This is a genomic window from Klebsiella sp. RHBSTW-00215, from assembly GCF_014103785.1.
Classification (GTDB): domain Bacteria; phylum Pseudomonadota; class Gammaproteobacteria; order Enterobacterales; family Enterobacteriaceae; genus Klebsiella.
This window is the reverse complement of sequence record NZ_JABXQS010000001.1, coordinates 628,352-651,339: the sequence shown is the minus strand read 5'-3', so window position 1 is coordinate 651,339 and position 22,988 is coordinate 628,352. Positions and strand designations below refer to the sequence as shown.

Below are 22,988 nucleotides of genomic sequence, written 5' to 3'. Positions count from 1 at the left end.
CTTCTCCTAAGAACGGAATAGTCGGGAATATTGGGTTTCATGCCGGGCGGAGGCGATGGCGGCAAGCGGCGTGGCCGAGCCGATAGCGCTGTCTGGCGCGGCCAGGGCACTGTCCATATCCGCCGCGTAGCGGTCGCATAGGCGCAGAATCAGCTGCTGGGCGGCCTGCTGGCCAAAAGGCACTAACTTGACGCCTGCCATCACCGCGCTCTCAATCCAGCTATAGCCGAGGCTAAGAGCCAGGTCGGGGATGGCGATTTGCCAGCGCACGCCGAGCCATGCCATGCCGGTAAGTTGGCTTTGCTGACACAGTTTGCGCCATTCGGGCGGGCAGTCCGGTTGCCAGTCGGCGAGCAGGCGGGTGAAGGCTGCACCGCGATTGCGCTCTTCATCACGCAGCTCACGAGTTTCCCGGCAGGCGAGCAGATAAGCCGTCAAGCGCTGCGCTGCGGTCAGATCGCTCGCTTCGCAGGCATGATAAAGCCGGGCGAACAGCGGCAGGTCGACGGTAAAAAAGCTCTGTTCCATCTGCCGCAGCTGCCAGCGCTCAAAGGCGGCAGTATCCGGCACCCAGCCTGCTTCCACCGCCCACTCCAGCCCTTGAGACCAGCTATAGCCGCCGACCGGCAGACTGCTGCTGGCAAGCTGCATTAGCCGCAGACGTTTTTCCGGCGTCGGCATGTTAGTGGCTGTGTCCATGATCGTGGTGGTGGTGATGGCCGTGCGACTCGCTGGCGTAAGCTCCGGCTTCCGGTTCAAACGGCAGGTGAGCGAAATCAACGGCCAGACCAAACTGGCGCAGCATATCGTCCAGCACGTGATCATGATGGTAGCGTAGCTCGCCGGGCATGATTTGCAGCGGCACATGGCGGTTTCCAAGGTGATAGCAGGCTTTTGCCAGCACAAAGGGGTCATCGCAACGCACCACTGAAACGGCTTCATCGGCGGCGATCACCTTGATAAATTCGCTGCCGTTTTCGTTGCTAAGAATATCGCCGCCGCGCAGCAGCAGGCCGCGCGGCAACAGCAGGCCCGCCTGGCGGCCATCATTAAGCGTGACTTTAATACGGCTTTTCACCCGCACATCAATCGGCAGCGTGACGCTGGCAGTGGCCTGTGCCGGAGCGTCCACGCGTTGGGTCAAATAAAGCATTTTCACTCCTTAAAACAGGAAATAACGTTGCGCCATTGGTAGTACGTCCGCCGGTTCGCTGGTGATCAGTTCGCCGTCGATACGCACCTCGTAGGTTTGCGAATCAACGGTAATATTGGGCAGCAGTCCGTTGTGGCGCATATCGGTTTTTTGTACTGTGCGGCAGCCTTTCGCTACTGCCGTCATGCTGTGCAGGTTCAGCTTTTCAGCGACGCCGTTTTTCGCCGCCGCCTGCGACAGGAAGGTCAAACGGCAGTGGTGACGAGCGCTACCCAGCGCGCCGAACATTGGGCGATAGTGCACCGGCTGTGGCGTCGGGATGGAAGCGTTGATATCCCCCATCGGCGCGATGGCGATCATGCCGCCTTTGACCACTGTCGCCGGTTTCACGCCGAAGAACGCCGGGGACCACAGCACCAGATCCGCCAGTTTGCCCGCTTCAATCGAACCGACTTCATGGGCGATGCCGTGGGTCAGCGCCGGGTTAATGGTGTACTTGGCGATATAGCGCTTCACGCGGTAGTTATCGTTATCCCCGTTCTCTTCCGCTAACGGGCCGCGCTGGACTTTCATGCGGTGCGCCACCTGCCAGGTACGCAAAATCACTTCGCCGACGCGGCCCATGGCCTGCGAATCGGACGAGGTGAGGGAGAACGCGCCGAGGTCGTGCAGGACGTCTTCTGCGGCGATGGTTTCCCGACGAATACGCGATTCGGCAAACGCCACGTCCTCGGCGATATCCGGGTCGAGGTGATGGCAAACCATCAGCATGTCCAGATGCTCGTCAATGGTGTTGACGGTATAGGGCAGCGTCGGATTGGTCGACGACGGCAGAATATTGGGATGCGCGCAGGCGGTAATAATATCCGGCGCATGGCCGCCGCCCGCGCCTTCGGTATGGAAAGTGTGGATAGTGCGCCCGCCAATAGCCGCCAGGGTATCTTCCACGAAGCCTGACTCATTGAGGGTGTCGCTGTGCAACGCGACCTGAACATCCATCTCGTCGGCTACGGTCAGCGCGCAGTTGATTGCCGCCGGCGTCGCGCCCCAGTCTTCGTGAATTTTCAGGCCAATAACTCCCGCTGCAACCTGCTCACGCAGCGCATCCGGATTCGAGCCGTTGCCTTTGCCCAGCAGGCCGATATTGACCGGCAGACTGTCTGCCGCCTGTAGCATTCGCGAGATGTACCACGGCCCCGGCGTACAGGTTGTGGCGTTAGTTCCCGCCGCCGGACCGGTACCGCCGCCGATCATCGTGGTGACGCCGGAGACCAGCGCCTCTTCCGCCTGCTGCGGGCAGATCCAGTGAATATGGGTGTCGACGCCGCCTGCGGTGACGATCTTACCTTCCGCAGCAATAATTTCCGTCGCCGCGCCGATAGGGATCGTGACGTTGGGTTGAATGTCCGGATTCCCTGCTTTTCCGATCGCGAAGATCCGCCCGTCTTTGACGCCGATATCGGCTTTGATGATCCCCCAGTAATCGATAATCAGCGCGTTGGTCAGCACCAGATCCACGCATTCGGCGGCAAGCATCTGCCCCTGGCCCATACCGTCGCGGATCACTTTGCCACCGCCAAATTTGACCTCTTCGCCGTAGGTAGTGAGATCGTCTTCAACCTCGATCCACAACTCGGTGTCCGCCAGGCGCACTTTGTCGCCGGTGGTGGGGCCGAACATATCGGCCCAGGCCTGACGCGAAATCTCACTCATCGCTAGCCTCCAGATTGCCCATGACCTCGCCGCGAAAACCATACACCGCGCGGGTTCCGGCAAGCGCCACCAGCTCCACCTCGCGTTTTTGCCCCGGTTCGAAGCGCACCGCGGTTCCGGCGGCGATATTCAGACGATAACCGGTGGCCTGTTGACGATCGAACTTCAGCGCTGGGTTAACTTCGGCGAAGTGGTAATGCGATCCCACCTGAATCGGTCGGTCGCCATGATTCTCAACGGTAATGCGGCAGGTCGCGCGGCCAACGTTAATGGCTATCTGACCGGGCTTTACCTGATACTCTCCTGGGATCATCGTGGCTGCCTCAGATTATCGGGTTATGGACGGTGACCAGCTTCGAGCCGTCCGGAAAGGTGGCCTCAACCTGGATGTCGGGGATCATTTCCGGCACGCCTTCCATGACCTGATCGCGGCTCAGGACGTGACGTCCGTCTTCCATTAGCGCCGCGACGCTTTGACCATCGCGCGCGCCTTCCATAATAAAGGCGCTGATCAGGGCCACGGATTCGGGGTAGTTGAGCTTCAGACCGCGGGCCAGACGACGCTCTGCCACCAGCGCGGCGGTAAACAGCAACAGCTTGTCTTTTTCTCTGGGGGTTAGTTCCATAGCATTCTCTTAGGTCAGCCAGATTCGGGGAAGTAGCGGAGATTTACCGGTCAGATGCGGGCGCATAAATTGCCAGATGTCGCGCATTGCCCGCTGGCAAAGCAGATTATCGTCACTTAAAAAGCGGACCGTCATCAGGCCATCGATAAGCGTGGCTCCGGCGTAATTAGCCAGTGGAATAAGCTTTTCACGCACGCCGTCCAGCAGCGTTTCGTTCGCCGGGTAGAACAGCAGAGTTCCGACCCACGGCTGCTCAGCGACGCTTGCCAGTTGTCCGTCGGCCAGACTCAGGCGCTCAATCAACTTCGGGGAGCCGTCGATCCACACTTCCAGCCGATTGGTTATCGCGCCGTGGCTAAAGGCTTCACCAATCACCGGGCGGCCAAGACACAGTAGGTCCCAGGCCAGCAGCGTGCTGGAGGCGGTGAGGTGAAACGCGGTATGCAAAGAGGCGTTAGCGCCGGGAAAGAAGATCGCGTCCTGCGGCAGCCATTCGAGTGTTGCGTTTTCGGCCAGCGCCAGGGTTTGCTCAAGCTGTGCCTGAGCGCCGCTGCTGCGATAAAACTTACTGGCGCCGGGCATGGTGATCAACGTATGGCAACCAGGCTCCATGGTGACGCTAATGGTCAGTTCATCGCCGCCGACGATGCCGCCGGGGGGATGGAGTAAATAGAGGTGGCAGGTCTCTTCTTCAGGATAAAAAGGGCGTTGAACGGTGAGGGGACCGACATGACGACGGGAGGCGAGCGTTGTTTTCCCGCCGAGAAATTGAAACTGCAGGTCCAGCGCGGCCTGCCAGCCTTTTTTGGTCTGTGGTAACACGGTGCCGTGCAATGTCGCGCCCCTGCAAAATCAAGATAAAACAGCAGGGATGAGTATTGATCGGGGGCTAAGCATCACGGTCATATGAAAAGCTTATGCCCGTCATACTTCGAGCCGCAGCTGCGTTGGCTGCTGACGCCTTACCGGGCCTACGGGGAGTGCATAACTTGATGATGTTGATGGTTTTGTAGGTCGGGTAAGGCGTCAGCCGCCACCCGACAAGAATACAGCACCATATCTAAATCAAGTTTGTCATCAGTCTCATAACCGCCATACTTCGAGCTGCGGCCGTTGGATACGTGATGCAAAGGTTACTTCTGCTCTGGCGTTTTTTTCTTCTTTTTTAACCGCGTCCAGATTCGGGTCTCCTGGCGACGCCACAGGCGCTGAATGTTGTCATGATGGCGTAGCAGGATCAGGCACGAAAGCATCGACACTGGGAAGGTGTATTGCGGTTTAAACCACCATACGTAGAACGGCGCGATAAGCGCGCTGACGATGGCGCCGAGAGAAGAGTAGCCGCTGAGCAGAATGGTGAGCAGCCAGGTCCCCGCCATCACGCCGGTGAGATCCCAGCCGATAGGGGCAATAGCACCAAAAGCAGTAGCCACGCCTTTGCCGCCGCGAAAATTAAAGAATACCGGCCAGATGTGACCCACGCAGGCGGCAATCGCTACCAGGCCAAGCCAGAACGGGGTCAGGCCCAATGCCCAAGCGCCCCAGACCGGCAGCATGCCTTTCAGCACGTCAAAAATAAGCACCGCTACGGCTGCTCTCTTGCCGCCTATTCGCAGGACGTTGGTCGCCCCGGGATTGCCGGAGCCGTTATCGCGAGGATCGGGCAGGCCAGCGAGGCGGCAGACCAGAATGGCGCTGGAGATTGAGCCGCAGAGGTAGGCGAGGATAACCAGTCCAGGCGCGATTGCACTCATCAGCTGTTCCATTTTGAAAGTGTCGGTTTATCCCCGTCACCTTTCGCGCAGTCGGCGCGTCGGTTTGCCTGGACGCATAGTGGCGCTATGTTCCCGAAGGCTCGCTGCGTCGCTGCTTTCCCGCAACGCAAATTATTTAGGGGATGTCTTTGCATCTGTGGATAATACGCATAATTCGCCGGAAGTGGTATCCGGTTTAGCCAAAAAGCAGGCAGGTCGTGATGGATATTGTATTTATAGAGCAACTTTCGGTAATCACCACTATTGGTGTTTATGACTGGGAACAAACCATCGAACAGAAGCTGGTGTTCGATATCGAAATGGCGTGGGATAACCGCAAAGCGGCGGCCAGTGATGATGTCAGCGATTGTCTCAGCTATGCTGACATCAGCGAGCTGGTGATTAACCACGTTGAGGGCGCGCGTTTTGCGCTTGTCGAACGCGTGGCGGAAGAAATTGCCGACCTGCTGCTGGAAAAGTTCCAATCTCCATGGGTACGTATTAAAGTCAGCAAGCCTGGCGCGGTGGCCCGGGCAACGAACGTTGGCGTCATTATTGAGCGTGGCCTTAATCTGAAACAAAACTTTTCAGGTCATACTTGTTAAACAAATTGCGTTTATACCGGTCATAGTTCCTGGTTTTTTTCATTTTACTTTTTAAAGGGTTTAATTGGATGAGCGATATACACTCGCTGCTGGTGGCGGCAATATTGGGTGTGGTTGAGGGTTTGACAGAATTTTTACCTGTTTCCAGTACGGGTCATATGATTATTGTCGGTCATCTTCTTGGTTTTGAAGGCGATACCGCAAATACTTTTGAGGTGGTGATTCAGCTAGGTTCTATTCTTGCGGTTGTTGTGATGTTCTGGCGTCGTCTGTTTGGTCTTATCGGTATTCATTTTGGCAGACCTCCAGAGCATGAAGGCCAGGGCAGTGGTCGTTTATCGCTTATTCATATTCTTCTTGGGATGATCCCGGCGGTGGTGCTGGGGCTGATTTTCCATGATTCCATTAAGTCTCTTTTCAATCCGGTTAACGTGATGTATGCGCTGATTGTTGGCGGCGTGCTGCTGATCGCGGCGGAAGTGCTGAAACCAAAACAGCCGCGCGCAGTAGGCATTGACGATATGACCTATCGTCAGGCGTTCGTGATCGGTTGCTTCCAGTGTCTGGCTCTGTGGCCGGGTTTCTCGCGTTCCGGGGCGACCATTTCTGGCGGGATGCTGATGGGCGTAAGCCGCTATGCGGCTTCTGAGTTCTCGTTCCTGCTGGCGGTGCCGATGATGATGGGCGCAACCGTGCTGGATATGTACAAGAGCATCGGTTTTCTGAGCGTTAGCGATATTCCGATGTTTGCCGTTGGCTTCATCACCGCGTTTATCGTCGCGCTGATTGCGATTAAAACCTTCCTGCAGCTGATTAAACGTATCTCGTTTATTCCGTTCGCTATCTACCGTTTTGTCGTCGCGGCAGCGGTCTACGTGGTCTTCTTCTGATAAGACCTGGCCCTCAGTCTTGCGGCTGAGGGCAACGTTTTTCTTTCCATTGTGCTACGGCTTTAATCCGCCGACGCGTCAGCTCTTCGCGAATCTCAATCCCCTGAAAACCTTCAGCCACTACCTGTTTCGTCGACACCGATTTGGCCACTTCCCAGGCTTCAAGCAGCAGGCGACCCTGAGGGTAATCGCAAGCTTCAAAACCGGCGCGCCCGCGCACGTCGGCTTCGCTGGTTAAGGCAATTTGCCTGACTCGATGCGGTTTGCGCCAGGCGTCAATGTTATCGAACAGTTTGACCAGCGTTTTCGGCTGTAGCATCGGCAGGGTATGAATCAGATCGTGAAATTCGGCGACCAGTTTTGCCAGATCGCGGATTTCATTGGGTACCCGCAGGCGAACGCAAAGCTGTTCGACCAGCTTAACGCCTGCCGGGCCGTGACCATGATGGCGTGGCCAGAGCTCTTTCGGCGTCAGCCCTTTCCCGAGATCGTGACACAGGGTGGCGAAACGCACGTCCACTTCAGGAGAGAGCATTGCCGCCATCGTGACGGTCATCAGGGTATGCAGACCCGTGTCGATTTCCGGATGCCATTTAGCAGGTGCTGGTACGCCGTAGAGGGCGTCGACTTCCGGGAACAACACCTTGAGCGCACGACAGTCGCGTAAGGTCTGAAAGAAAACCTGGGGATTACGGGTGGTGAGGGCGCTCTCCGTCTCTTTCCACACCCGCTCGGGCGTGAGGTGCGCAAGTTCACCGGCATCGGCCATCGTGCGCATCAGCGCCATCGTTTCATCAGCGATGCGAAAGCCCAGATGCGCATAGCGGGCGGCAAAACGGGCCACCCGCAGAACTCGCAGCGGATCTTCGCTAAAGGCGGGCGAGACGTGACGCAGCAGGCGCAGACGCAAATCATCCTGGCCGCCGTAGGGATCGATAATCAGACCGTCAGCATCCTGGGCCAGCGCATTAATTGTTAGATCGCGGCGCTGCAGGTCTTGCTCGAGGGTGACGTCAGCGGCGGCATAGCAGGTAAAGCCGGTGTAACCGGAACCGGACTTCCGCTCGGTACGCGCCAGAGCATACTCTTCACGGCTTTGCGGATGAAGGAACACGGGAAAATCGCGGCCTACCTGCTGGTAGCCCGCGTCGAGTAATTGCTGAGGCGTAGCGCCAACTACGACCCAATCTCTGTCTTTGACCGGTAGCCTTAATAACGCATCCCGAACCGCACCACCGACCAGATAAACCTTCACGCCTTACTCTCCCGTATTCGTTTTCTCACGATGATACGTAAGTCTGGCAGAGAAGACGAATTAGTTCATCCAGCGGTCTTTGCGTTTGCGGCTCGGCACCAGGTGTGGCAATACCAGACCGAGGAGCAGGCCGACGCCGAGCACGCCGCCGCCATACATAAACCACTGCATGATAATGGTGCGCTGTTTGTCATCTAATTGCAGATTGGCGGCGCTCACCTTCTTCTGCGCGACAACCAGCTCGTTTTTCAGCTTTTGGTTCTCTTCTTTCAGGCTGTTGATAACGGCATCGCTACCGGCGACTTTCTTTTGCATGTCCGCCGTACGCTGGTTCCAAGTGGTATCGATGTTGTTCAGCTTATCGGTCAGGGTTTTGACCTGGTTTTCCAGGTCCGGCACGCGGATGCGGATGCTGGGCTCATTGCTCAGCTCTTTCAGTGGGATCCAGGCGGTACGACCGCTGCTGTCGCGCACTTGTGCATAACTGGTGCTGTCATTAGTTTGCAGCACCGCGACTTCTTCCCCGGCGTTGATGGTGCCCACGAGACGATAGTTATCGCCCGGACCGCTGCGAACCCAGGTATTCAGTTCATCAGAAACGTAACGCTTTTCTTCCGCGTGAACCGCCGTGGCGGCGCTAAGCGCCAGCAGAGTAAATGTAATAAGGCGTAATTTTGGCATCAGGTCATCGTTTGGTCATAAAAAGTTGAACGATAGTAGTGGCATCACCGTAGTGACGCAAAGTTTTCCGCCACAATCGGAATCATCCAACAGGTGGCCCGGCAAAATGCGCATTGCATGGCGATTCGCCGCAAAATACTATTTACTGACAAGAAATATCGTCGTTAGTTCGCCGCATTTTCCCGGCACAGCACATAAGCGGAAGAATTCAGTCATGGCTCAAGAAATCGAATTAAAGTTTATCGTCGCCCACAATGGTGTAGACGTACTGCGTCAGCACCTTAGCGCGTTAGAAGCTAAACACACGCCCGCAGCTCAACTGCTGAATATTTACTACGAAACGGCGGACAATTGGCTGCGTCGCCACGATATGGGGCTGCGCATTCGCGGTGACCAGGGGCGTTATGAAATGACGCTGAAAATCGCCGGTCGCGTGGTGGGCGGGCTACATCAGCGCCCGGAATACAATATTGCGCTGGAAAAACCAGAACTGGCGCTGGAGAGGCTTCCTGCCGAAGTCTGGCCACAGGGCGAGCTGCCGACCGAGCTTGCGCAGAACGTACAGCCGCTTTTTAGTACCGATTTCGAACGTGAAAGATGGGTAGTGAAAGAAGGCGGTAGCGAGATTGAAATTGCCCTCGATCGAGGGGAAGTCAAAGCTGGTGAGCATCAGGAGCCTATCTGCGAGCTGGAACTGGAGCTGCTGTCTGGCGATCCGCAGGATATTCTGACCCTTGCCCATCGCCTTCTGGATATCGGCGTGCTGCGTCAGGGAAGTCTGAGCAAAGCGGCTCGCGGCTATCATCTGGCGCAGGGCAATGAAGAGCGTCCGCTAACCGCATTATCTGTTTTGCGTGTGACGCCGAAGGCCAGCGTGGAGCAGGCGCTGGAGGCGGCGCTGGAAAACGCGCTGGCGCACTGGCTCTATCATGATGAAGTCCTCAATCGTGGCAATTCAAAAGCGAAAGCCGAGATTTTGCATGCGATTGCCCGCGTTCGGCATACGCTGGTGTTGTTTGGCGGCATTGTCCCTCGTAAGGCAACGACCCAACTTCGTGAGCGTTTGAACGAAGCTGAAGCTGCGTTGTTGGAGGAAAAGAACGCCCAGGCGGCGCTGTTTAATGTTGCCTGCGTAGGCGCTAAGCTGGCGCTTACCGAGTGGCTGGTGAATCGCGGCTGGCGTCCCTTTATGAACGCTGCCGGTGAACAGAAAATCAGTGGTTCTTTCAAACGTTTTGCTGATATTCAGCTCTCCCGCGCGGCGGCTGAGCTGAAAAATTCGATTGCGCAGCCGTCAGCCGATGAGTATGTCGGTCAGCTTCCGCGCCTGGCGCGCGAAATCGACAGCGTTCAGCTTTTGGCTGGTGCGTATGCAGATGTTGCCGCACCGTGGTTGGAAAGCTGGCAAGAAATCCACCGGGCGATTGAGCATAACGACAGCAGCGTCCTCGAATATTTCCGTCGCCAGGCGCTGGCAGCAGAGCCGTTCTGGCTGCATAGTGGAAAACGATAATTTCAGGCCAGGGAGCCCCTAAGATGCCGCTTTCTTCGCAATTACAGCAGCACTGGCAGACGGTCATAGACCGGCTACCGGCGGATTTTCCAGTATCCACATTAAGTGAGCAGGCGCAGTCGGTGATGGCATTCAGCGATTTCGTCGAGCACAGTCTGGTCGCCCAACCGCAATGGCTGGCGGAGCTTGAAAGCTCGCCGCCTGAGGCGCAGGAGTGGCGTCATTACGCCGACTGGCTACAGACGCGTCTTGCAGAGGTGAATGATGAAGCCACGTTGATGCGCGAACTGCGCCAGTTTCGCCGCTGGATAATGGTGCGTATCGCCTGGGCCCAGTCGTTATCGCTGGTCAGCGAAGAGAGCAGTTTGCAGCAGCTAAGCGTGCTGGCGGAGACGCTGATTGTCGCTGCTCGCGACTGGCTTTACGTTGCCTGTTGCCGCGAATGGGGGACTCCGTGCAATGCAGAAGGTTTGCCGCAGCCGCTGTTGATTTTGGGGATGGGTAAACTTGGCGGCGGCGAGCTTAACTTCTCCTCCGACATCGACCTGATTTTTGCCTGGCCGGAGCACGGCTCCACGCAAGGTGGGCGTCGGGAGTTGGATAACGCGCAGTTTTTTACCCGTCTTGGACAACGTTTAATCAAGGTCCTGGATCAGCCCACTCAGGATGGTTTCGTTTATCGCGTCGACATGCGCCTGCGCCCGTTCGGCGATAGCGGTCCGCTGGTGTTGAGCTTCGCCGCGCTGGAGGATTATTACCAGGAGCAGGGGCGCGACTGGGAGCGATACGCGATGGTGAAAGCGCGGATTATGGGCGATAACGATGGCATTTATGCCAGCGAACTGCGCGCCATGCTGCGACCGTTCGTCTTCCGTCGCTACATCGATTTCAGCGTCATTCAGTCCCTGCGCAACATGAAAGGGATGATTGCCCGTGAAGTGCGCCGCCGGGGGCTGAAGGACAATATCAAGCTCGGCGCGGGCGGCATCCGTGAGATTGAATTTATCGTCCAGGTCTTCCAGCTGATTCGCGGCGGGCGCGAGCCGATGCTGCAACAGCGTGCTTTGTTGCCGACGCTGGCCGCTATCGAAGAGCTTCATTTGTTACCTGAAGGCGATGCACCTGGGCTGCGAGAGGCCTATCTGTTTTTACGTCGCCTGGAAAACTTGCTGCAAAGCATCAACGATGAGCAGACGCAAACCCTGCCGCAGGATGAGCTTAATCGCGCCCGGCTGGCGTGGGGGATGGGCGCTGCCGACTGGGAGGCCCTTAGCGCGCGGCTGGCCGAGCAGATGGCCAACGTGCGGCGCGTCTTTAATGAATTGATCGGTGATGATGAAGCACAATCGCCAGATGAACAGCTCGCAGAGTACTGGCGCGAACTGTGGCAGGACGCGCTGGAAGAGGACGATACCAGCCCGGCGCTGGCGCATCTTGCGGATAACGATCGCCGCAGCGTGCTGGCGCTGATCGCCGATTTCCGTAAAGAGCTGGACCGACGCACGATTGGCCCGCGCGGTCGTCAGGTGCTTGATCAGCTCATGCCGCATCTGCTGAGCGAAATTTGTTCACGTGCGGATGCTCCGGTACCGTTGGCGCGCATTACGCCGCTACTGACCGGGATCGTCACTCGTACCACTTATCTTGAGCTGCTGAGCGAATTCCCCGGCGCGTTGAAGCACCTGATTAGCCTGTGCGCCGCTTCGCCGATGGTTGCCAGCCAGCTGGCTCGACACCCGCTGCTGCTGGATGAGCTGCTGGACCCGAATACCCTCTATCAACCAACGGCCACTGACGCTTATCGCGATGAGCTGCGTCAATACCTGCTGCGCGTGCCGGAAGAGGATGAAGAGCAGCAACTGGAAGCGTTACGCCAGTTTAAGCAAGCTCAGTTGTTACACATTGCCGCTGCCGACATCGCCGGGACGCTGCCGGTGATGAAAGTGAGCGATCACTTAACCTGGCTGGCTGAGGCGATGATCGATGCGGTAGTCCAGCAGGCATGGCTGCAAATGGTCGCCCGCTATGGTCAGCCAACGCATCTGCACGATCGTCAGGGGCGCGGCTTTGCGGTGGTTGGCTACGGCAAGCTGGGGGGCTGGGAGCTGGGTTACAGTTCTGACCTCGATCTGGTGTTTCTGCATGACTGCCCGATGGAAGTGATGACCGACGGCGAGCGCGAAATTGATGGTCGCCAATTTTATCTGCGCTTGGCGCAGCGCATTATGCATCTTTTCAGCACTCGAACGCCTTCGGGCATTCTGTACGAAGTGGACGCTCGCTTACGTCCTTCAGGCGCGGCGGGTATGCTGGTCACCACCACTGATTCCTTTGCTGATTATCAGCAAAACGAAGCCTGGACCTGGGAACATCAGGCGCTGGTTCGCGCTCGTGTTGTCTATGGCGACCCTGAGCTACAGGCGCGTTTTGACGTGATTCGTCGGGATATTCTTACCACTGCGCGCGAAGGCGAAAAACTGCAAACTGAAGTGCGGGAAATGCGTGAAAAAATGCGCGCTCACCTCGGCAATAAGCACCATGATCGCTTTGATATTAAAGCTGATGCAGGTGGGATCACGGATATTGAATTTATTACCCAGTATCTGGTCCTACGCTATGCCAGTGATAAGCCGAAGCTCACGCGTTGGTCTGATAACGTGCGCATTCTGGAACTGCTGGCGCAGAACGATATTATGGACGATGCAGAGGCGAGGGCATTGACCCATGCCTACACCACGTTACGCGATGCGTTGCATCACCTGGCCCTGCAGGAGCTGCCGGGGAACGTGGCGCCTGACGCGTTTAGTCAGGAACGTGAACAGGTCAGCGCCAGCTGGCAGAAGTGGTTGATGGCTTAACTAAAAAAACGGGTGTGCTATTATCGCGCGCAAAGTTTGCGTCTCGCAGGAGAAAGTAATGAAAGTAACGCTGCCAGAGTTTGAACGTGCAGAAGTGTTGGTGGTTGGCGATGTGATGCTGGACCGCTACTGGTATGGCCCTACTAGCCGAATTTCGCCGGAAGCGCCGGTGCCGGTGGTGAAAGTAGAAAATATCGAAGAACGTCCTGGCGGTGCGGCAAACGTAGCGATGAACATTGCGTCGCTCGGTGCGACTTCTCGGCTGGTTGGCCTGACCGGGATCGACGATGCTGCCCGTGCGTTAAGCAAGGCGCTGGCCGACGTCAATGTGAAGTGCGACTTTGTTTCCCTGCCTACGCATCCAACAATCACCAAGCTACGCGTGCTTTCGCGCAACCAGCAGCTAATTCGTCTTGATTTCGAAGAAGGTTTCTCTGGCGTCGATCCGCAGCCGATGCACGAACGTATTCAGCAGGCGCTGAGCTCTATTGGTGCGCTGGTGCTGTCTGACTACGCCAAAGGCGCGCTGACCAGCGTGCAGACCATGATTAAGCTCGCTCGTGACGCGGGCGTTCCGGTGCTGATCGACCCGAAAGGCACTGATTTTGAACGCTATCGTGGTGCTACGCTGCTGACGCCGAACCTCTCCGAGTTTGAAGCGGTAGCGGGGAAATGTCAGAACGAAGCGGAAATAGTTGAGCGTGGGATGAAAATCATCACTGATTTCGAGCTGTCTGCGCTGCTGGTCACTCGCTCCGAGCAGGGCATGACGCTGCTGCAGCCGGGCCGACCGGCTCTGCATATGCCGACTCAGGCGCAGGAGGTTTATGACGTTACCGGCGCGGGCGATACGGTGATTGGCGTGCTGGCCGCGACGCTGGCTTCCGGTAATTCGCTGGAAGAAGCCTGCTACTTCGCCAACGCGGCGGCAGGCGTGGTGGTAGGCAAACTCGGTACCTCTACCGTTTCGCCTATCGAGCTGGAAAATGCGGTTCGCGGGCGTTCAGAAACGGGCTTTGGCGTGATGAACGAAGAAGAGCTGAAGCTGGCAGTGGCTGCGGCGCGTAAACGCGGCGAGAAAGTCGTGATGACCAACGGCGTGTTCGACATTCTGCACGCGGGCCACGTCTCCTATCTGGCGAATGCGCGCAAGCTGGGCGACCGCCTGATTGTTGCTGTTAACAGCGACGCATCGACCAAACGTCTGAAAGGTGAGTCTCGCCCGGTGAACCCGCTGGATCAGCGAATGATCGTGCTGGGTGCGCTGGAAGCTGTCGACTGGGTGGTCTCTTTTGAAGAAGATACGCCACAGCGGCTGATTGCTGGAATTCTGCCGGACCTGTTGGTGAAAGGCGGCGACTACAAGCCGGAGCAGATTGCCGGTAGTGAAGAGGTGTGGGCAAACGGCGGCGAGGTGCTGGTGCTCAACTTTGAAGATGGCTGTTCGACAACCAACATCATTAAGAAGATCCAGAAAGATAGCGATAAATCATGAATGTTGAAGGCGCATTGAGCATTTCGCTTTGGTGCGCCCCTCGCTGTTGACGCTGCTGTTTTTTCGACCTAAAGTAAAGGAATAAGGGTGAGAGGGGATTTCTCCCCCCTCTGATTGACTGTTAGAAAGTCGGGAAACTTATCAGTAACAGCACAACCAGTATGATGACCAGTTTCATCATAACCCTTTCCTTATTAAGGCCCCTTCCTCGGGAGGGGCTTTCCCGTTTCAGCCCCTTGCTAACACAGCGATTGTTAGTGAGCGCCCTCACAGGCACAAGTGCTTCCCCTCTCCGATTTTTTATTACTGGAGCGTACACGCAAAAACAGCATTCCTGGCGCTGAAAGGTCATGTTTGGGATAAAAAAATCCCCGGCTTTTGGGGCCAGGGATGAGGTGTTTAGCGATTTTGCTGGGAAGCGATTATGCTTCTTTTCCTACTGATTCCTCACTTGGCTCGATCGCTGTTGGTGAATTTAGTGGCGTGGTCAGAGCATTAAGCGAACCACCGGAGAGGCCAATTTCATTTAACAGCGAATCAATCAGCGGTGCCTGGGTACGATAGGAAAGGGCCGCGGACAACGCTTGCTCCGCCAGATTGCTGCCGCCTGCGCTGACGGTGGAGTTTTCCGCGCCGCCAGAGCCGCCGCCCCGGTTAAGGCCGTCAACCTGAATAATCTTGATGCCTTCAATGGACTTCATCGGCTCAACGGATTTCTCGATAACCGCCGGTAGCGATTGCAGCAGTGCCAGTTTGAATTTCAGACTGGTCTGCTGATCGGAAAGCACGTTGATAGCATCGTTGAGTGCGCGCTGGGCTTCCGCTTCCGCGAGGCCCTTTTTCTTTGTGGCTTCTGCCAGTTCCACGATTGCCGCTGCCTGAAGCTCAGCGGCTTCTTTTTCTGCTTTTGCCCGAACCGTCAGCTCGACCGCCTGGGTTTCTGCATCCTGAGAAGCGGCGATTAACGCAACCTGTTTTGCACGATCGGCTTCCGCTGTTTGGCGCGTGGTTTCAACGTTTTGCTGTGCGCGTACGGATTCGGCCAGCGCGTCGTTTGCACGAGCTTCTGCCTGAGACTGCTGCTCGGATTTTGCGGCGATAGCGATAGATTTTGTCTGATTCGCAATTTCCGTCGCCTGCTGTTGCTCGATCTCTTTAATGCGAATTTCCCGTTCCGCTTCGACCTTTTTAGTCCGCACAATCTGCTCGCGTTCGATTTCGCTTTCCTGAATCTGTCGTTCAGCCTGGATGCGTGTTTGTTCCGCTTCGCGATGGCGTTCCGCTTCAAAAGCGGCGATTTTCGCGTTTTGCTCGGCGGTGCGGGTTTTCACCTGCTGCTCCTGCTCAAGCGTCATAAAGGCTTCTTGCTGTGCGATTTCGAGCTTGCGCGACAGGGCATCGCGGTTTTTTTCCCGCACGGCGACTTCAACGTCCTGCTCGACTTCATTACGCTCGCGACGACGACGCTCCGTCTCCTGGGTGAGCTTAGTCAGACCTTCGGCGTCAAAGGCGTTGTTGGGGTTGAAGTGCTCTTTCGAAGTCTGGTTGAAGTTGGTCAACGAGACGCTTTCCAGCTCCAGGCCGTTTTTGGATAAGTCTTCAGCAACAGTATTTTGTACGCCCTGCACGAAGTTTTCACGCGTATCCTGCAGCTCATGCATGGTCATCTGCGCCGCGGTGGCGCGCAGGGCATCCACGAACTTATCCTCAACCAGCATGCGTAAATCTTCCGGCGACAATGTGCGTTGACCGAGGGTTTGCGCTGCGGTGGCAATACCTTCAATAGACGGTTTTACCCTGACGAAGAAGGCCACGACGACGTCGACGCGCATACGATCTTTGGTGATCAGGCTGTCGGCGGTAGAGCGGCTAACTTCAAGCTTCAGGGTATTCATGTTTATCGGGATGATTTCGTGGAAAATGGGCATGGAGATAGCACCGCCGCTCATAACCACTTTTTGTCCGCCAAGACCTGTACGGACAAAAGCCTGTTCTGCGGAAGCCCGGCGATAGAGCCTGGCGAAAATAATACCGATAACCAATAGAACAATGACGACGACACCCGCCGTAAACATCCATGAGGGGAATAAGCCAGTAATGCCATCCATTATGTAACCTCCTTATTTATGAGAAACAAAACTATAAAACGTGTGGCCAGGGATTTAGCTCAGCTAAATAACGTGTTGAGGTAAGTCTGAGGATAATTAGAACCCGATCCCCTCTTTTAAACTCTTTACCCTCTTCCGGCTCAAGTAATAAATAATGTGTTTGACCGAATTTATCCGTGAACTTTCCTTCGCATGGACGGCCTGACTCGGCAAAATGACCAGTAATAAGGGCCATGCTGCCAATAAAATCGTCTTCGGTAATCGCCGTGGTTTCATCTAGCGGCAACCATGGCGCAATGGCTTTTCCCGTGTAGTGTACCGCGATGCCAGAGACCACCAGGCAGACCGGCGCTAACAGGAAGTTGTTTAACGGTGATGACATAAGACTCACCCAGGCATGCTGAATGATGATACCGAGAAAACCAAAATAGCCTCCCAGCAGACAGAGTACGATAAGTGCAGGGATTCGCCCGATATTCAGATAATGAAGAACCTGACCGATGTTACCGGAAGTTAAAGAGTCAAAATGATTTAAATGCGCGTCAATAATGCCGGAAAGCAGATGTCCGAAAATAAGCGCAATAACTTCCAGAAGACCAATAAGGAGTACGAATGATAGGGCAAAAAGATAAGGATTGTTGTATTCGGAAAATAGATGCATGAATCTCCTTATTCGTGAAAGATCTTATAAAGATTTTACCCGGATACTGGTGGTTAGTTTAACAATAATACGAGCAATAGAATAGGTAATATCGCTATTCCTTTTGTTTTTTAATGCGCTCAGATGGAACTTAAACCGTGCAGTATCCAGGGGGACCTGGAGACAAAGGGGAGAGAGGTTCAGCGATGTGAGATCACACTTTAAAACCTAATGATGAGAATTATGATTCAGCGCAATAAATAGCCACTTTGAGCGCATTTTTCGCCCAAAAAAAGTTAAGGTAAGGGTAAATACTGAAGTGAGTAAAAAGCATATGACCAATCAGAATACCAACGGCTGAAGGAGTATGCGGATGAATAATAAAGACATGTATTTGATGAAGAATTTTGATTTTCTGGCTCAGAGTTTCGCCAGAATGTACGCACAAGGTCAGCCCGTCGATCTTCAGGCCATTGTCGGTAACATGGATGAAGCGCATCGCGAATGGTTTTGCCAACGATATGAGTTTTACCGCCAGCAGGTGAGTAAGGCTATGATCCCAGAAGCGGAGCTGGAGCACTGAGACTACAACGGGCCGAAAGGCCCGTTGCTTGTTTTACGGCTTCTCTTCTGCGTCCGGAGTCACCGAGACGCTCGCCGAGCGGCTTTCTAGTTCGCTCAGGCGTTGTTCCAGCAAAGCCAGTTTTTCACGTGTACGCAGTAGCACCTGCGTCTGCACATCAAACTCTTCGCGGCTTACCAGATCCAGACGAGTTAACTGCGACTGGAGCACCTGACGAATTTTTTTCTCCACATCTTCTCCAAGGTCACGAAGGCCTTTCGGCATTGACTCATGGACCTGACGGGCGATCTGTTCAATTTTTTTCGGGTCAATCATGGTGGTTTCCTGATCTGGTCGGTTTGCCGCTCATTGTAGTGCGATCGTCGGTACCGATAAACCATAAATGTTTGAAGCTTATGCATTGCCGACGATAGTCAATAGCGTTATAGTTGCTGTGCTTATTCTCAGGGCGGGGCGAAATTCCCCACCGGCGGTAAATCAACCATAGCGTTGAAAGCCCGCGAGCGCTTTCTGCTAAAGCAGAAAGGTCAGCAGATCCGGTGTGATTCCGGGGCCGACGGTTAGAGTCCGGATGGGAGAGAGTAACGGCTCAGTCGGGTTTCGATCCGCTTGCGTTGACTTTTGCCGCTAAACCGGCGCTCCTAAGACTGCCCTGATTCTGGTAACCATAATTTTAATGAGGTTTTTTTACCATGAATCAGACGCTCCTTTCTTCTTTTGGTACCGCTTTTGAACGCGTGGAACACGCTTTAAATGCACTGCGCGAAGGCCGCGGTGTGATGGTGCTTGACGATGAAGACCGTGAAAACGAAGGCGATATGATTTTCGCCGCTGAAACCATGACCGTTGAGCAGATGGCGCTGACCATTCGTCACGGCAGTGGCATTGTTTGCCTGTGCCTGACTGAAGATCGTCGCAAACAGCTCGACCTGCCAATGATGGTTGAAAACAACACCAGCGCTTACGGCACCGGTTTTACCGTGACCATTGAAGCTGCTGAAGGCGTCACCACCGGCGTTTCTGCCGCGGATCGTGTGACTACCGTGCGTGCGGCGATTGCCGATGGCGCAAAACCGTCAGACCTGAACCGTCCTGGGCACGTTTTCCCGCTGCGCGCGCAGCCGGGTGGCGTACTGACCCGCGGCGGCCATACCGAAGCAACTATCGACCTGGTAACTCTGGCGGGTTTTAAACCGGCTGGCGTACTGTGTGAACTGACTAACGACGATGGCTCTATGGCCCGTGCGCTGCAGTGCATCGAGTTTGCTCAGCAGCATAATATGGCCGTAGTGACTATCGAAGATCTGGCGGCTTATCGCCGTGAGCACGAGCGTAAAGCGAGTTAATTCAAGCTTATTTGCTCACAAAGCCCACATTTAGATGTGGGCTTTGTTTTTTCGTTCTTTAGCCAATTCCCATTGTTTGCAAAACAACAAGGCTTAATCCCATCACAGACATACCGCACAGTACGCCATAACTGGGATTACTCTGAGGGTCTATCTCTTTTGCCAGCGGCATGAGCTCATCAACCGAGAGCGCGATCATTATTCCGGCGACGGCAGCCATAATTGCTCCCATTACTATCGGCGATATCAGACTACCGAGGATAATCCAGGCTAACAGGCCACCGAGAATTTCCGCCATGCCGGAAATACCGGCCCAGAATACCGCTTTACTTCTGGAACCGGTGGCAGCATATACCGGACCGGCGACCGCCAGCCCTTCGGGAATATTGTGTAGCGCGACTGCTAATGCGACCCCCATACCCAACTCAATGTTATTGCTGGCCGTCACGAAGGTGGCGATTCCCTCCGGAAAGTTATGCAGGCTGATACCTAACGTCAGAAGCATTGCCGTACGTCGCAAATTTCGCGGGCGGGAAATGCCTGGGAGCATCAGGTCCTGCGGATGCGCGTGCGGCAGCAGGCGGTCAAGAGCAAAATAGCCCAGCAGGCCGATAATAAACATACCGTAGCCAAGCAATGGTGACATGCCTTTGGTGCTCAGCGCAGCGGGTAGCATCTCCATCAGCGAGATGAGCAGCATGATCCCGGCAGCGAACCCCAGAGAGAACCCTAAGACGCGATTAGATGGTTTTTGCCCAATAACGCCGAATATTGCCCCTATGAAGGTGGCGCTACCGGCTAACAGGGTCAAAATTACGGGTGATGACATTGCTCACCTCCTTGTGATAATGATTCTCATTAATATTATCTGTATTCATATATGACCGCGAGAGGAAAAATTAACTCTTTATCGCCTCTTACATTCAAATTTTCTGATGATCATCATCATGCTTATCAGAGTTTATCCTGAACCAAAAGCGCGTAATGTGAATACATCAAATTCATCTGAATTAAGGATATCATCATGTCCCGTACCCGTATGCCCGCGCTGTTTTTAGGTCATGGCAGCCCAATGAACGTGCTGGAAGATAACATCTATACTCGCGCCTGGCACCATCTGGGTGAAAAGCTACCGCGACCAAAAGCGATTGTGGTGATTTCTGCGCACTGGTTCACGCGCGGTACGGGAGTGACCGCGATGGAAGCGCCGAAAACCATTCATGATTTTGGTGGCTTCCCGCAGGCGCTATACGATACGCATTACCCGGCACCGGGTTCTCCTCAACTGGCACAGCGCCTGGTTGAGTTGCTGGCGCCAGTACCGGTGACGCTAGATAAAGAGGCCTGGGGGTTCGACCACGGTTCGTGGGGCGTGCTGATTAAGATGTATCCCGATGCTGATATTCCGATGGTGCAGTTGAGCATTGATAGCACTAAACCTGCGGCCTGGCATCTGGAAATGGGGCGCAAGTTGGCGCAACTCCGTGATGAGGGCATTATGCTGGTAGCAAGTGGTAACGTGGTGCATAACCTGCGTACCGCGCGTTGGCATGGTGAAAGCACGCCATATCCCTGGGCTGAGTCGTTTAATGATTACGTGAAAGCGAACCTGAACTGGAAAGGACCGATTGCGGAACATCCGTTGGTGAACTATCTGGCACATGAAGGCGGATCGCTATCCAACCCGACCGCAGACCACTTCCTGCCTCTGCTTTATGTCCTGGGTGCGTGGGATGGTGAAGAATCGATTACTATTCCGGTTGAAGGAATTGAGATGGGGTCGCTCAGCATGCTGTCAGTGGTGATTGGTGCTTAAAGAAGTGATAACCCCGACAGAGTAATGCTGTCGGGGTTAGGTGTTACTCAGTGAAAACGTGCGGATAGAAACGCGACAGATCCTGGGTAATCAATGCCCGGTCTTCGCGAATACCGATCCCCGCAGGTTGATCGTTAATCAGCCAGCTACCGATGAGCGTGTAGCTATCGCCAAACTTTGGCAGCGTGTAGAACTCCTGCACGATAGTGCCTTCTTCACCGTACGGACCTTCTACTGCTTCTACTACTTTGCCGTTTTCTACGATAGAGACGTTAGCCCCTTCGCGGGAGAAGATCGGCTTAATGACGTACTTCTCCATCTCCGGATGAGCATCTTCGCTGAAGTAAGCCGCCAGCAGATTGGGATGATTCGGGAACATCTCCCACAGCAACGGCAGCAATGCTTTGTTGGAAATGATGCTCTTCCATGCAGGTTCCAGCCAGCGAACGCCAGCATCTTCCAGTTTGGTAGAGAACACTTCGCGCAGCATATACTCCCACGGGTAGAGTTTGAACAGGTTGCCTATTACCTGGTCCTGTTGGTCGGTAAACTGACCTTTTTCGCCCAAACCAATTTCTTCGATATAGAGGAATTCGGTCGCTACACCCGCTTCTGCGGCACAGTCCTGCAGATACTGCACGGTGCCGCGATCTTCAATGGTATCGCGACAACAGGCCATATGCAGATACTGGAAACCGAACTGTTCGCGCAGCTCGCTGAATCGCTCGATGAGCTTCTCCTGCAGACTGTTGAACTGGTCGCTGCCTGGTGGCAGCATGCCTGCATTCTGCTGGTCTTCCATCCAGATCCACTGGAAGAAAGCGGCTTCGTAAAGAGACGTTGGCGTATCGGCGTTATTCTCCAGCAGCTTCGGTTCACCCACACCGTCCCAGGCCAGATCGAGACGCGAGTACAGAGAAGGCTGATTGGTTTTCCACGACTGGCGCACGAATCCCCAGGTATGTTTGGGGATGCGAAATTTGGTCATGAGGTCATCGCTGGCGATGACCTTCTCCACCGCCTGCAAGCACATCTGATGTAGCTCAGCGGTAACGTCTTCGAGCTTGTCAACCTGCGCCAGAGTTAGTTTGTAATAGGCTTCTTCGCTCCAGTACGGCTCACCGTACATGGTGTGAAAGTTAAAGCCATATTCTGTTGCCTTTTCACGCCAGTCCGGGCGCTCGGTAATGCTGATTCTTTCCATGTTGCTTAGCCGCCCATTGAGCGCGAAGAAGAAGAGCTTGCTGAGCTGCGCTGCATGGTGGATTGCTTAGCGACTGAGTCGCCGAAGCCGCCGCGCGTCACGGTATTGGTGGTGGCCGGTTTCGGTGCCATCGCGGTTTTGGGTACGTTCATCGTACGGCCCGGCTGTGCTGCGCCGTAGCTCTTACCGCCTGCATCGGTATATTTACCGTAGGCTGGGCTGGCCGGGTTTTTCGAGCTAAACAGAGGCTGCTGTGCGCCCATTCCGCCGCCCATCATTCGGCCCATCATGTAACCTGCCATCAGCGGCATCCAGAAGCTGCCGCTGCTTTGCGCCTGCGCCTGGTTTTCCGGAGCCATGCCCGCCTGAGCTGGCGTCTGCTGGCACTGGCCTTCGCCAAATTCGGCTACGCAATCTTCACGAGTTGCGTATTTCGGTGCGGTACGTTCAGCTTCCTTGACCGCATTTGTGTAAGCGGTGGTGCACTCGGCTGCTTTGCTCGGGTTGGCGGCAGAGCAGTCGTCGGCGTTCTGATACAGAGAAACCGTCTCATCGCTTTGTTCACAACCGGCGAGCATAAATACGGCCGTAACGGCAAGGGCGACCGGCGTTAAATGGCGTGCGCTCCAGCTTTTGCGGAAGGAGGCGTGATTAATATTTTTTGTCCGTTTCATGTTTGTCTTCCTGGACCCAGTGGTATGCGTTTTGTTAACGCTCAGGATAGAGGATGAGTGGTGGAAAATGAAGC

General features: G+C 55.1%; 24 protein-coding genes, 1 pseudogene and 1 riboswitch. Of the genes and pseudogenes, 9 read left to right on the top strand and 16 right to left on the bottom strand.

Annotated elements, in window-relative coordinates; genetic code table 11:
- Positions 1–6: 6 nt before the first annotated feature.
- Genes HV127_RS03155 through HV127_RS03130 form a run of 6 tightly spaced genes read right to left on the bottom strand, consistent with a single transcriptional unit; the run spans position 7 to position 4,326 of the window.
- Positions 7–681: an urease accessory protein UreF gene (locus tag HV127_RS03155; RefSeq protein WP_182240545.1), complete on the bottom strand. Its 675-nt coding sequence runs from the start codon at positions 679–681 to the stop codon at positions 7–9.
- A gap of 1 nt (position 682) precedes the next feature.
- Positions 683–1,153, bottom strand: coding sequence for an urease accessory protein UreE (gene ureE, locus HV127_RS03150; protein WP_181484818.1), 471 nt, complete (start codon positions 1,151–1,153; stop codon positions 683–685).
- A gap of 9 nt (positions 1,154–1,162) precedes the next feature.
- Complete coding sequence (gene ureC, locus HV127_RS03145) at positions 1,163–2,866, bottom strand: urease subunit alpha (RefSeq protein WP_182234983.1); 1,704 nt, start codon at positions 2,864–2,866, stop codon at positions 1,163–1,165.
- Entirely contained in the window at positions 2,859–3,179 is a 321-nt protein-coding gene (locus HV127_RS03140; RefSeq protein WP_181484820.1) for an urease subunit beta, read from the bottom strand. The genes ureC and HV127_RS03140 overlap by 8 nt, the downstream gene beginning before the upstream one ends.
- A 10-nt stretch (positions 3,180–3,189) precedes the next feature.
- Entirely contained in the window at positions 3,190–3,492 is a 303-nt protein-coding gene (locus HV127_RS03135) for an urease subunit gamma (protein WP_110273008.1), read from the bottom strand.
- A gap of 9 nt (positions 3,493–3,501) precedes the next feature.
- Positions 3,502–4,326, bottom strand: coding sequence for an urease accessory protein UreD (locus HV127_RS03130; protein WP_182234982.1), 825 nt, complete (start codon positions 4,324–4,326; stop codon positions 3,502–3,504).
- Between HV127_RS03130 and HV127_RS31655 the strand changes: the two are divergent.
- Positions 4,298–4,378, top strand: a pseudogene (locus HV127_RS31655) (hypothetical protein); the annotation flags it as partial. The gene HV127_RS03130 and the pseudogene HV127_RS31655 sit on opposite strands and share 29 nt — an antisense overlap.
- A 247-nt stretch (positions 4,379–4,625) precedes the next feature.
- Here HV127_RS31655 and plsY read toward each other — a convergent pair.
- The gene (gene plsY, locus HV127_RS03125) at positions 4,626–5,246 is read right to left on the bottom strand and encodes a glycerol-3-phosphate 1-O-acyltransferase PlsY (protein WP_182234981.1); all 621 of its coding nucleotides are present in this window, start codon (positions 5,244–5,246) and stop codon (positions 4,626–4,628) included.
- A gap of 221 nt (positions 5,247–5,467) precedes the next feature.
- Here plsY and folB point away from each other — a divergent pair, with 221 nt between their 5' ends.
- Both folB and bacA read left to right on the top strand, forming a co-directional pair.
- Entirely contained in the window at positions 5,468–5,851 is a 384-nt protein-coding gene (folB, locus tag HV127_RS03120) for a bifunctional dihydroneopterin aldolase/7,8-dihydroneopterin epimerase (RefSeq protein ID WP_110273010.1), read from the top strand.
- A 68-nt stretch (positions 5,852–5,919) separates the two neighbouring features.
- The gene (bacA, locus tag HV127_RS03115) at positions 5,920–6,741 is read left to right on the top strand and encodes an undecaprenyl-diphosphate phosphatase (protein WP_182234980.1); all 822 of its coding nucleotides are present in this window, start codon (positions 5,920–5,922) and stop codon (positions 6,739–6,741) included.
- Between the two features lie 13 nt (positions 6,742–6,754).
- On the opposite strand, the gene HV127_RS03110 is transcribed toward bacA, so the two are convergent.
- Both HV127_RS03110 and HV127_RS03105 read right to left on the bottom strand, forming a co-directional pair.
- A complete protein-coding gene (locus HV127_RS03110; RefSeq protein WP_182234979.1) occupies positions 6,755–7,996 on the bottom strand; it encodes a multifunctional CCA addition/repair protein in 1,242 nt (413 codons plus the stop codon).
- A 60-nt stretch (positions 7,997–8,056) separates the two neighbouring features.
- Positions 8,057–8,677 (bottom strand): TIGR04211 family SH3 domain-containing protein, encoded by a 621-nt coding sequence (locus tag HV127_RS03105; protein WP_182234978.1) that lies wholly within the window; start codon positions 8,675–8,677, stop codon positions 8,057–8,059.
- A 214-nt stretch (positions 8,678–8,891) separates the two neighbouring features.
- Here HV127_RS03105 and HV127_RS03100 point away from each other — a divergent pair, with 214 nt between their 5' ends.
- From HV127_RS03100 to hldE, 3 genes are read left to right on the top strand one after another with little or no spacing between them, the layout of a single operon-like run.
- Positions 8,892–10,190, top strand: coding sequence for an inorganic triphosphatase (locus HV127_RS03100; protein WP_182234977.1), 1,299 nt, complete (start codon positions 8,892–8,894; stop codon positions 10,188–10,190).
- A gap of 23 nt (positions 10,191–10,213) precedes the next feature.
- Complete coding sequence (gene glnE, locus HV127_RS03095; protein ID WP_182234976.1) at positions 10,214–13,048, top strand: bifunctional [glutamate--ammonia ligase]-adenylyl-L-tyrosine phosphorylase/[glutamate--ammonia-ligase] adenylyltransferase; 2,835 nt, start codon at positions 10,214–10,216, stop codon at positions 13,046–13,048.
- Between the two features lie 58 nt (positions 13,049–13,106).
- Positions 13,107–14,543, top strand: coding sequence for a bifunctional D-glycero-beta-D-manno-heptose-7-phosphate kinase/D-glycero-beta-D-manno-heptose 1-phosphate adenylyltransferase HldE (gene hldE / locus HV127_RS03090; RefSeq protein WP_182234975.1), 1,437 nt, complete (start codon positions 13,107–13,109; stop codon positions 14,541–14,543).
- A 121-nt stretch (positions 14,544–14,664) separates the two neighbouring features.
- Here the strand turns inward: hldE and HV127_RS03085 are convergent, their stop codons facing one another.
- The 3 genes from HV127_RS03085 to HV127_RS03075 form a co-directional block, all read right to left on the bottom strand.
- Positions 14,665–14,724, bottom strand: a complete 60-nt coding sequence (locus tag HV127_RS03085) for a type I toxin-antitoxin system Ibs family toxin (protein ID WP_142462141.1) — start codon at positions 14,722–14,724, stop codon at positions 14,665–14,667.
- 241 nt (positions 14,725–14,965) lie between these two features.
- Positions 14,966–16,651, bottom strand: a complete 1,686-nt coding sequence (locus tag HV127_RS03080) for a flotillin family protein (protein WP_182234974.1) — start codon at positions 16,649–16,651, stop codon at positions 14,966–14,968.
- 31 nt (positions 16,652–16,682) lie between these two features.
- Positions 16,683–17,312 (bottom strand): OB-fold-containig protein, encoded by a 630-nt coding sequence (locus HV127_RS03075; protein ID WP_182234973.1) that lies wholly within the window; start codon positions 17,310–17,312, stop codon positions 16,683–16,685.
- A gap of 352 nt (positions 17,313–17,664) precedes the next feature.
- On the opposite strand from HV127_RS03075, the gene glgS reads away from it, so the two are divergent.
- Positions 17,665–17,874: a cell surface composition regulator GlgS gene (glgS, locus tag HV127_RS03070; protein ID WP_142514369.1), complete on the top strand. Its 210-nt coding sequence runs from the start codon at positions 17,665–17,667 to the stop codon at positions 17,872–17,874.
- 33 nt (positions 17,875–17,907) lie between these two features.
- Here glgS and ubiK read toward each other — a convergent pair whose 3' ends face one another.
- Positions 17,908–18,189 carry a ubiquinone biosynthesis accessory factor UbiK gene (gene ubiK / locus HV127_RS03065; RefSeq protein ID WP_182234972.1) on the bottom strand — a complete coding sequence of 94 codons (282 nt, stop codon included), beginning with the start codon at positions 18,187–18,189 and terminating at the stop codon, positions 17,908–17,910.
- Positions 18,190–18,309: 120 nt separating this feature from the next.
- A riboswitch (FMN riboswitch) is annotated at positions 18,310–18,461 on the top strand.
- A 105-nt stretch (positions 18,462–18,566) separates the two neighbouring features.
- Between ubiK and ribB the strand changes: the two genes are divergently transcribed.
- The gene (gene ribB / locus HV127_RS03060; RefSeq protein ID WP_182234971.1) at positions 18,567–19,220 is read left to right on the top strand and encodes a 3,4-dihydroxy-2-butanone-4-phosphate synthase; all 654 of its coding nucleotides are present in this window, start codon (positions 18,567–18,569) and stop codon (positions 19,218–19,220) included.
- A gap of 58 nt (positions 19,221–19,278) precedes the next feature.
- On the opposite strand, the gene zupT is transcribed toward ribB, so the two are convergent.
- Positions 19,279–20,049 (bottom strand): zinc transporter ZupT, encoded by a 771-nt coding sequence (gene zupT, locus HV127_RS03055; RefSeq protein WP_182234970.1) that lies wholly within the window; start codon positions 20,047–20,049, stop codon positions 19,279–19,281.
- Between the two features lie 195 nt (positions 20,050–20,244).
- On the opposite strand from zupT, the gene ygiD reads away from it, so the two are divergent.
- A complete protein-coding gene (gene ygiD, locus HV127_RS03050; protein ID WP_182234969.1) occupies positions 20,245–21,036 on the top strand; it encodes a 4,5-DOPA dioxygenase extradiol in 792 nt (263 codons plus the stop codon).
- A gap of 43 nt (positions 21,037–21,079) precedes the next feature.
- On the opposite strand, the gene HV127_RS03045 is transcribed toward ygiD, so the two are convergent.
- Together HV127_RS03045 and HV127_RS03040 are read right to left on the bottom strand one after the other, a co-directional pair.
- Positions 21,080–22,240 (bottom strand): glutathionylspermidine synthase family protein, encoded by a 1,161-nt coding sequence (locus HV127_RS03045; protein WP_182234968.1) that lies wholly within the window; start codon positions 22,238–22,240, stop codon positions 21,080–21,082.
- A gap of 5 nt (positions 22,241–22,245) precedes the next feature.
- Positions 22,246–22,914, bottom strand: a complete 669-nt coding sequence (locus tag HV127_RS03040; RefSeq protein WP_110273029.1) for a DUF1190 family protein — start codon at positions 22,912–22,914, stop codon at positions 22,246–22,248.
- Positions 22,915–22,988: the final 74 nt, after the last annotated feature.

Excerpts from the sequence above, each read along its gene's own strand:
- HV127_RS03105 (WP_182234978.1), bottom strand. The coding sequence starts at position 8,677 with ATGCCAAAATTACGCCTTATTACATTTACTCTGCTGGCGCTTAGCGCC.
- glgS (WP_142514369.1), top strand. The coding sequence starts at position 17,665 with ATGAATAATAAAGACATGTATTTGATGAAGAATTTTGATTTTCTGGCT.
- HV127_RS03155 (WP_182240545.1), bottom strand. The coding sequence starts at position 681 with ATGCCGACGCCGGAAAAACGTCTGCGGCTAATGCAGCTTGCCAGCAGC.
- HV127_RS03140 (WP_181484820.1), bottom strand. The coding sequence starts at position 3,179 with ATGATCCCAGGAGAGTATCAGGTAAAGCCCGGTCAGATAGCCATTAAC.
- glnE (WP_182234976.1), top strand. The coding sequence starts at position 10,214 with ATGCCGCTTTCTTCGCAATTACAGCAGCACTGGCAGACGGTCATAGAC.
- HV127_RS03135 (WP_110273008.1), bottom strand. The coding sequence starts at position 3,492 with ATGGAACTAACCCCCAGAGAAAAAGACAAGCTGTTGCTGTTTACCGCC.
- HV127_RS03040 (WP_110273029.1), bottom strand. The coding sequence starts at position 22,914 with ATGAAACGGACAAAAAATATTAATCACGCCTCCTTCCGCAAAAGCTGG.
- HV127_RS03100 (WP_182234977.1), top strand. The coding sequence starts at position 8,892 with ATGGCTCAAGAAATCGAATTAAAGTTTATCGTCGCCCACAATGGTGTA.
- zupT (WP_182234970.1), bottom strand. The coding sequence starts at position 20,049 with ATGTCATCACCCGTAATTTTGACCCTGTTAGCCGGTAGCGCCACCTTC.
- ureE (WP_181484818.1), bottom strand. The coding sequence starts at position 1,153 with ATGCTTTATTTGACCCAACGCGTGGACGCTCCGGCACAGGCCACTGCC.
- HV127_RS03075 (WP_182234973.1), bottom strand. The coding sequence starts at position 17,312 with ATGCATCTATTTTCCGAATACAACAATCCTTATCTTTTTGCCCTATCA.
- ribB (WP_182234971.1), top strand. The coding sequence starts at position 18,567 with ATGAATCAGACGCTCCTTTCTTCTTTTGGTACCGCTTTTGAACGCGTG.
- ureC (WP_182234983.1), bottom strand. The coding sequence starts at position 2,866 with ATGAGTGAGATTTCGCGTCAGGCCTGGGCCGATATGTTCGGCCCCACC.
- bacA (WP_182234980.1), top strand. The coding sequence starts at position 5,920 with ATGAGCGATATACACTCGCTGCTGGTGGCGGCAATATTGGGTGTGGTT.
- HV127_RS03080 (WP_182234974.1), bottom strand. The coding sequence starts at position 16,651 with ATGGATGGCATTACTGGCTTATTCCCCTCATGGATGTTTACGGCGGGT.
- HV127_RS03045 (WP_182234968.1), bottom strand. The coding sequence starts at position 22,240 with ATGGAAAGAATCAGCATTACCGAGCGCCCGGACTGGCGTGAAAAGGCA.
- plsY (WP_182234981.1), bottom strand. The coding sequence starts at position 5,246 with ATGAGTGCAATCGCGCCTGGACTGGTTATCCTCGCCTACCTCTGCGGC.
- ubiK (WP_182234972.1), bottom strand. The coding sequence starts at position 18,189 with ATGATTGACCCGAAAAAAATTGAACAGATCGCCCGTCAGGTCCATGAG.
- hldE (WP_182234975.1), top strand. The coding sequence starts at position 13,107 with ATGAAAGTAACGCTGCCAGAGTTTGAACGTGCAGAAGTGTTGGTGGTT.
- folB (WP_110273010.1), top strand. The coding sequence starts at position 5,468 with ATGGATATTGTATTTATAGAGCAACTTTCGGTAATCACCACTATTGGT.
- ygiD (WP_182234969.1), top strand. The coding sequence starts at position 20,245 with ATGTCCCGTACCCGTATGCCCGCGCTGTTTTTAGGTCATGGCAGCCCA.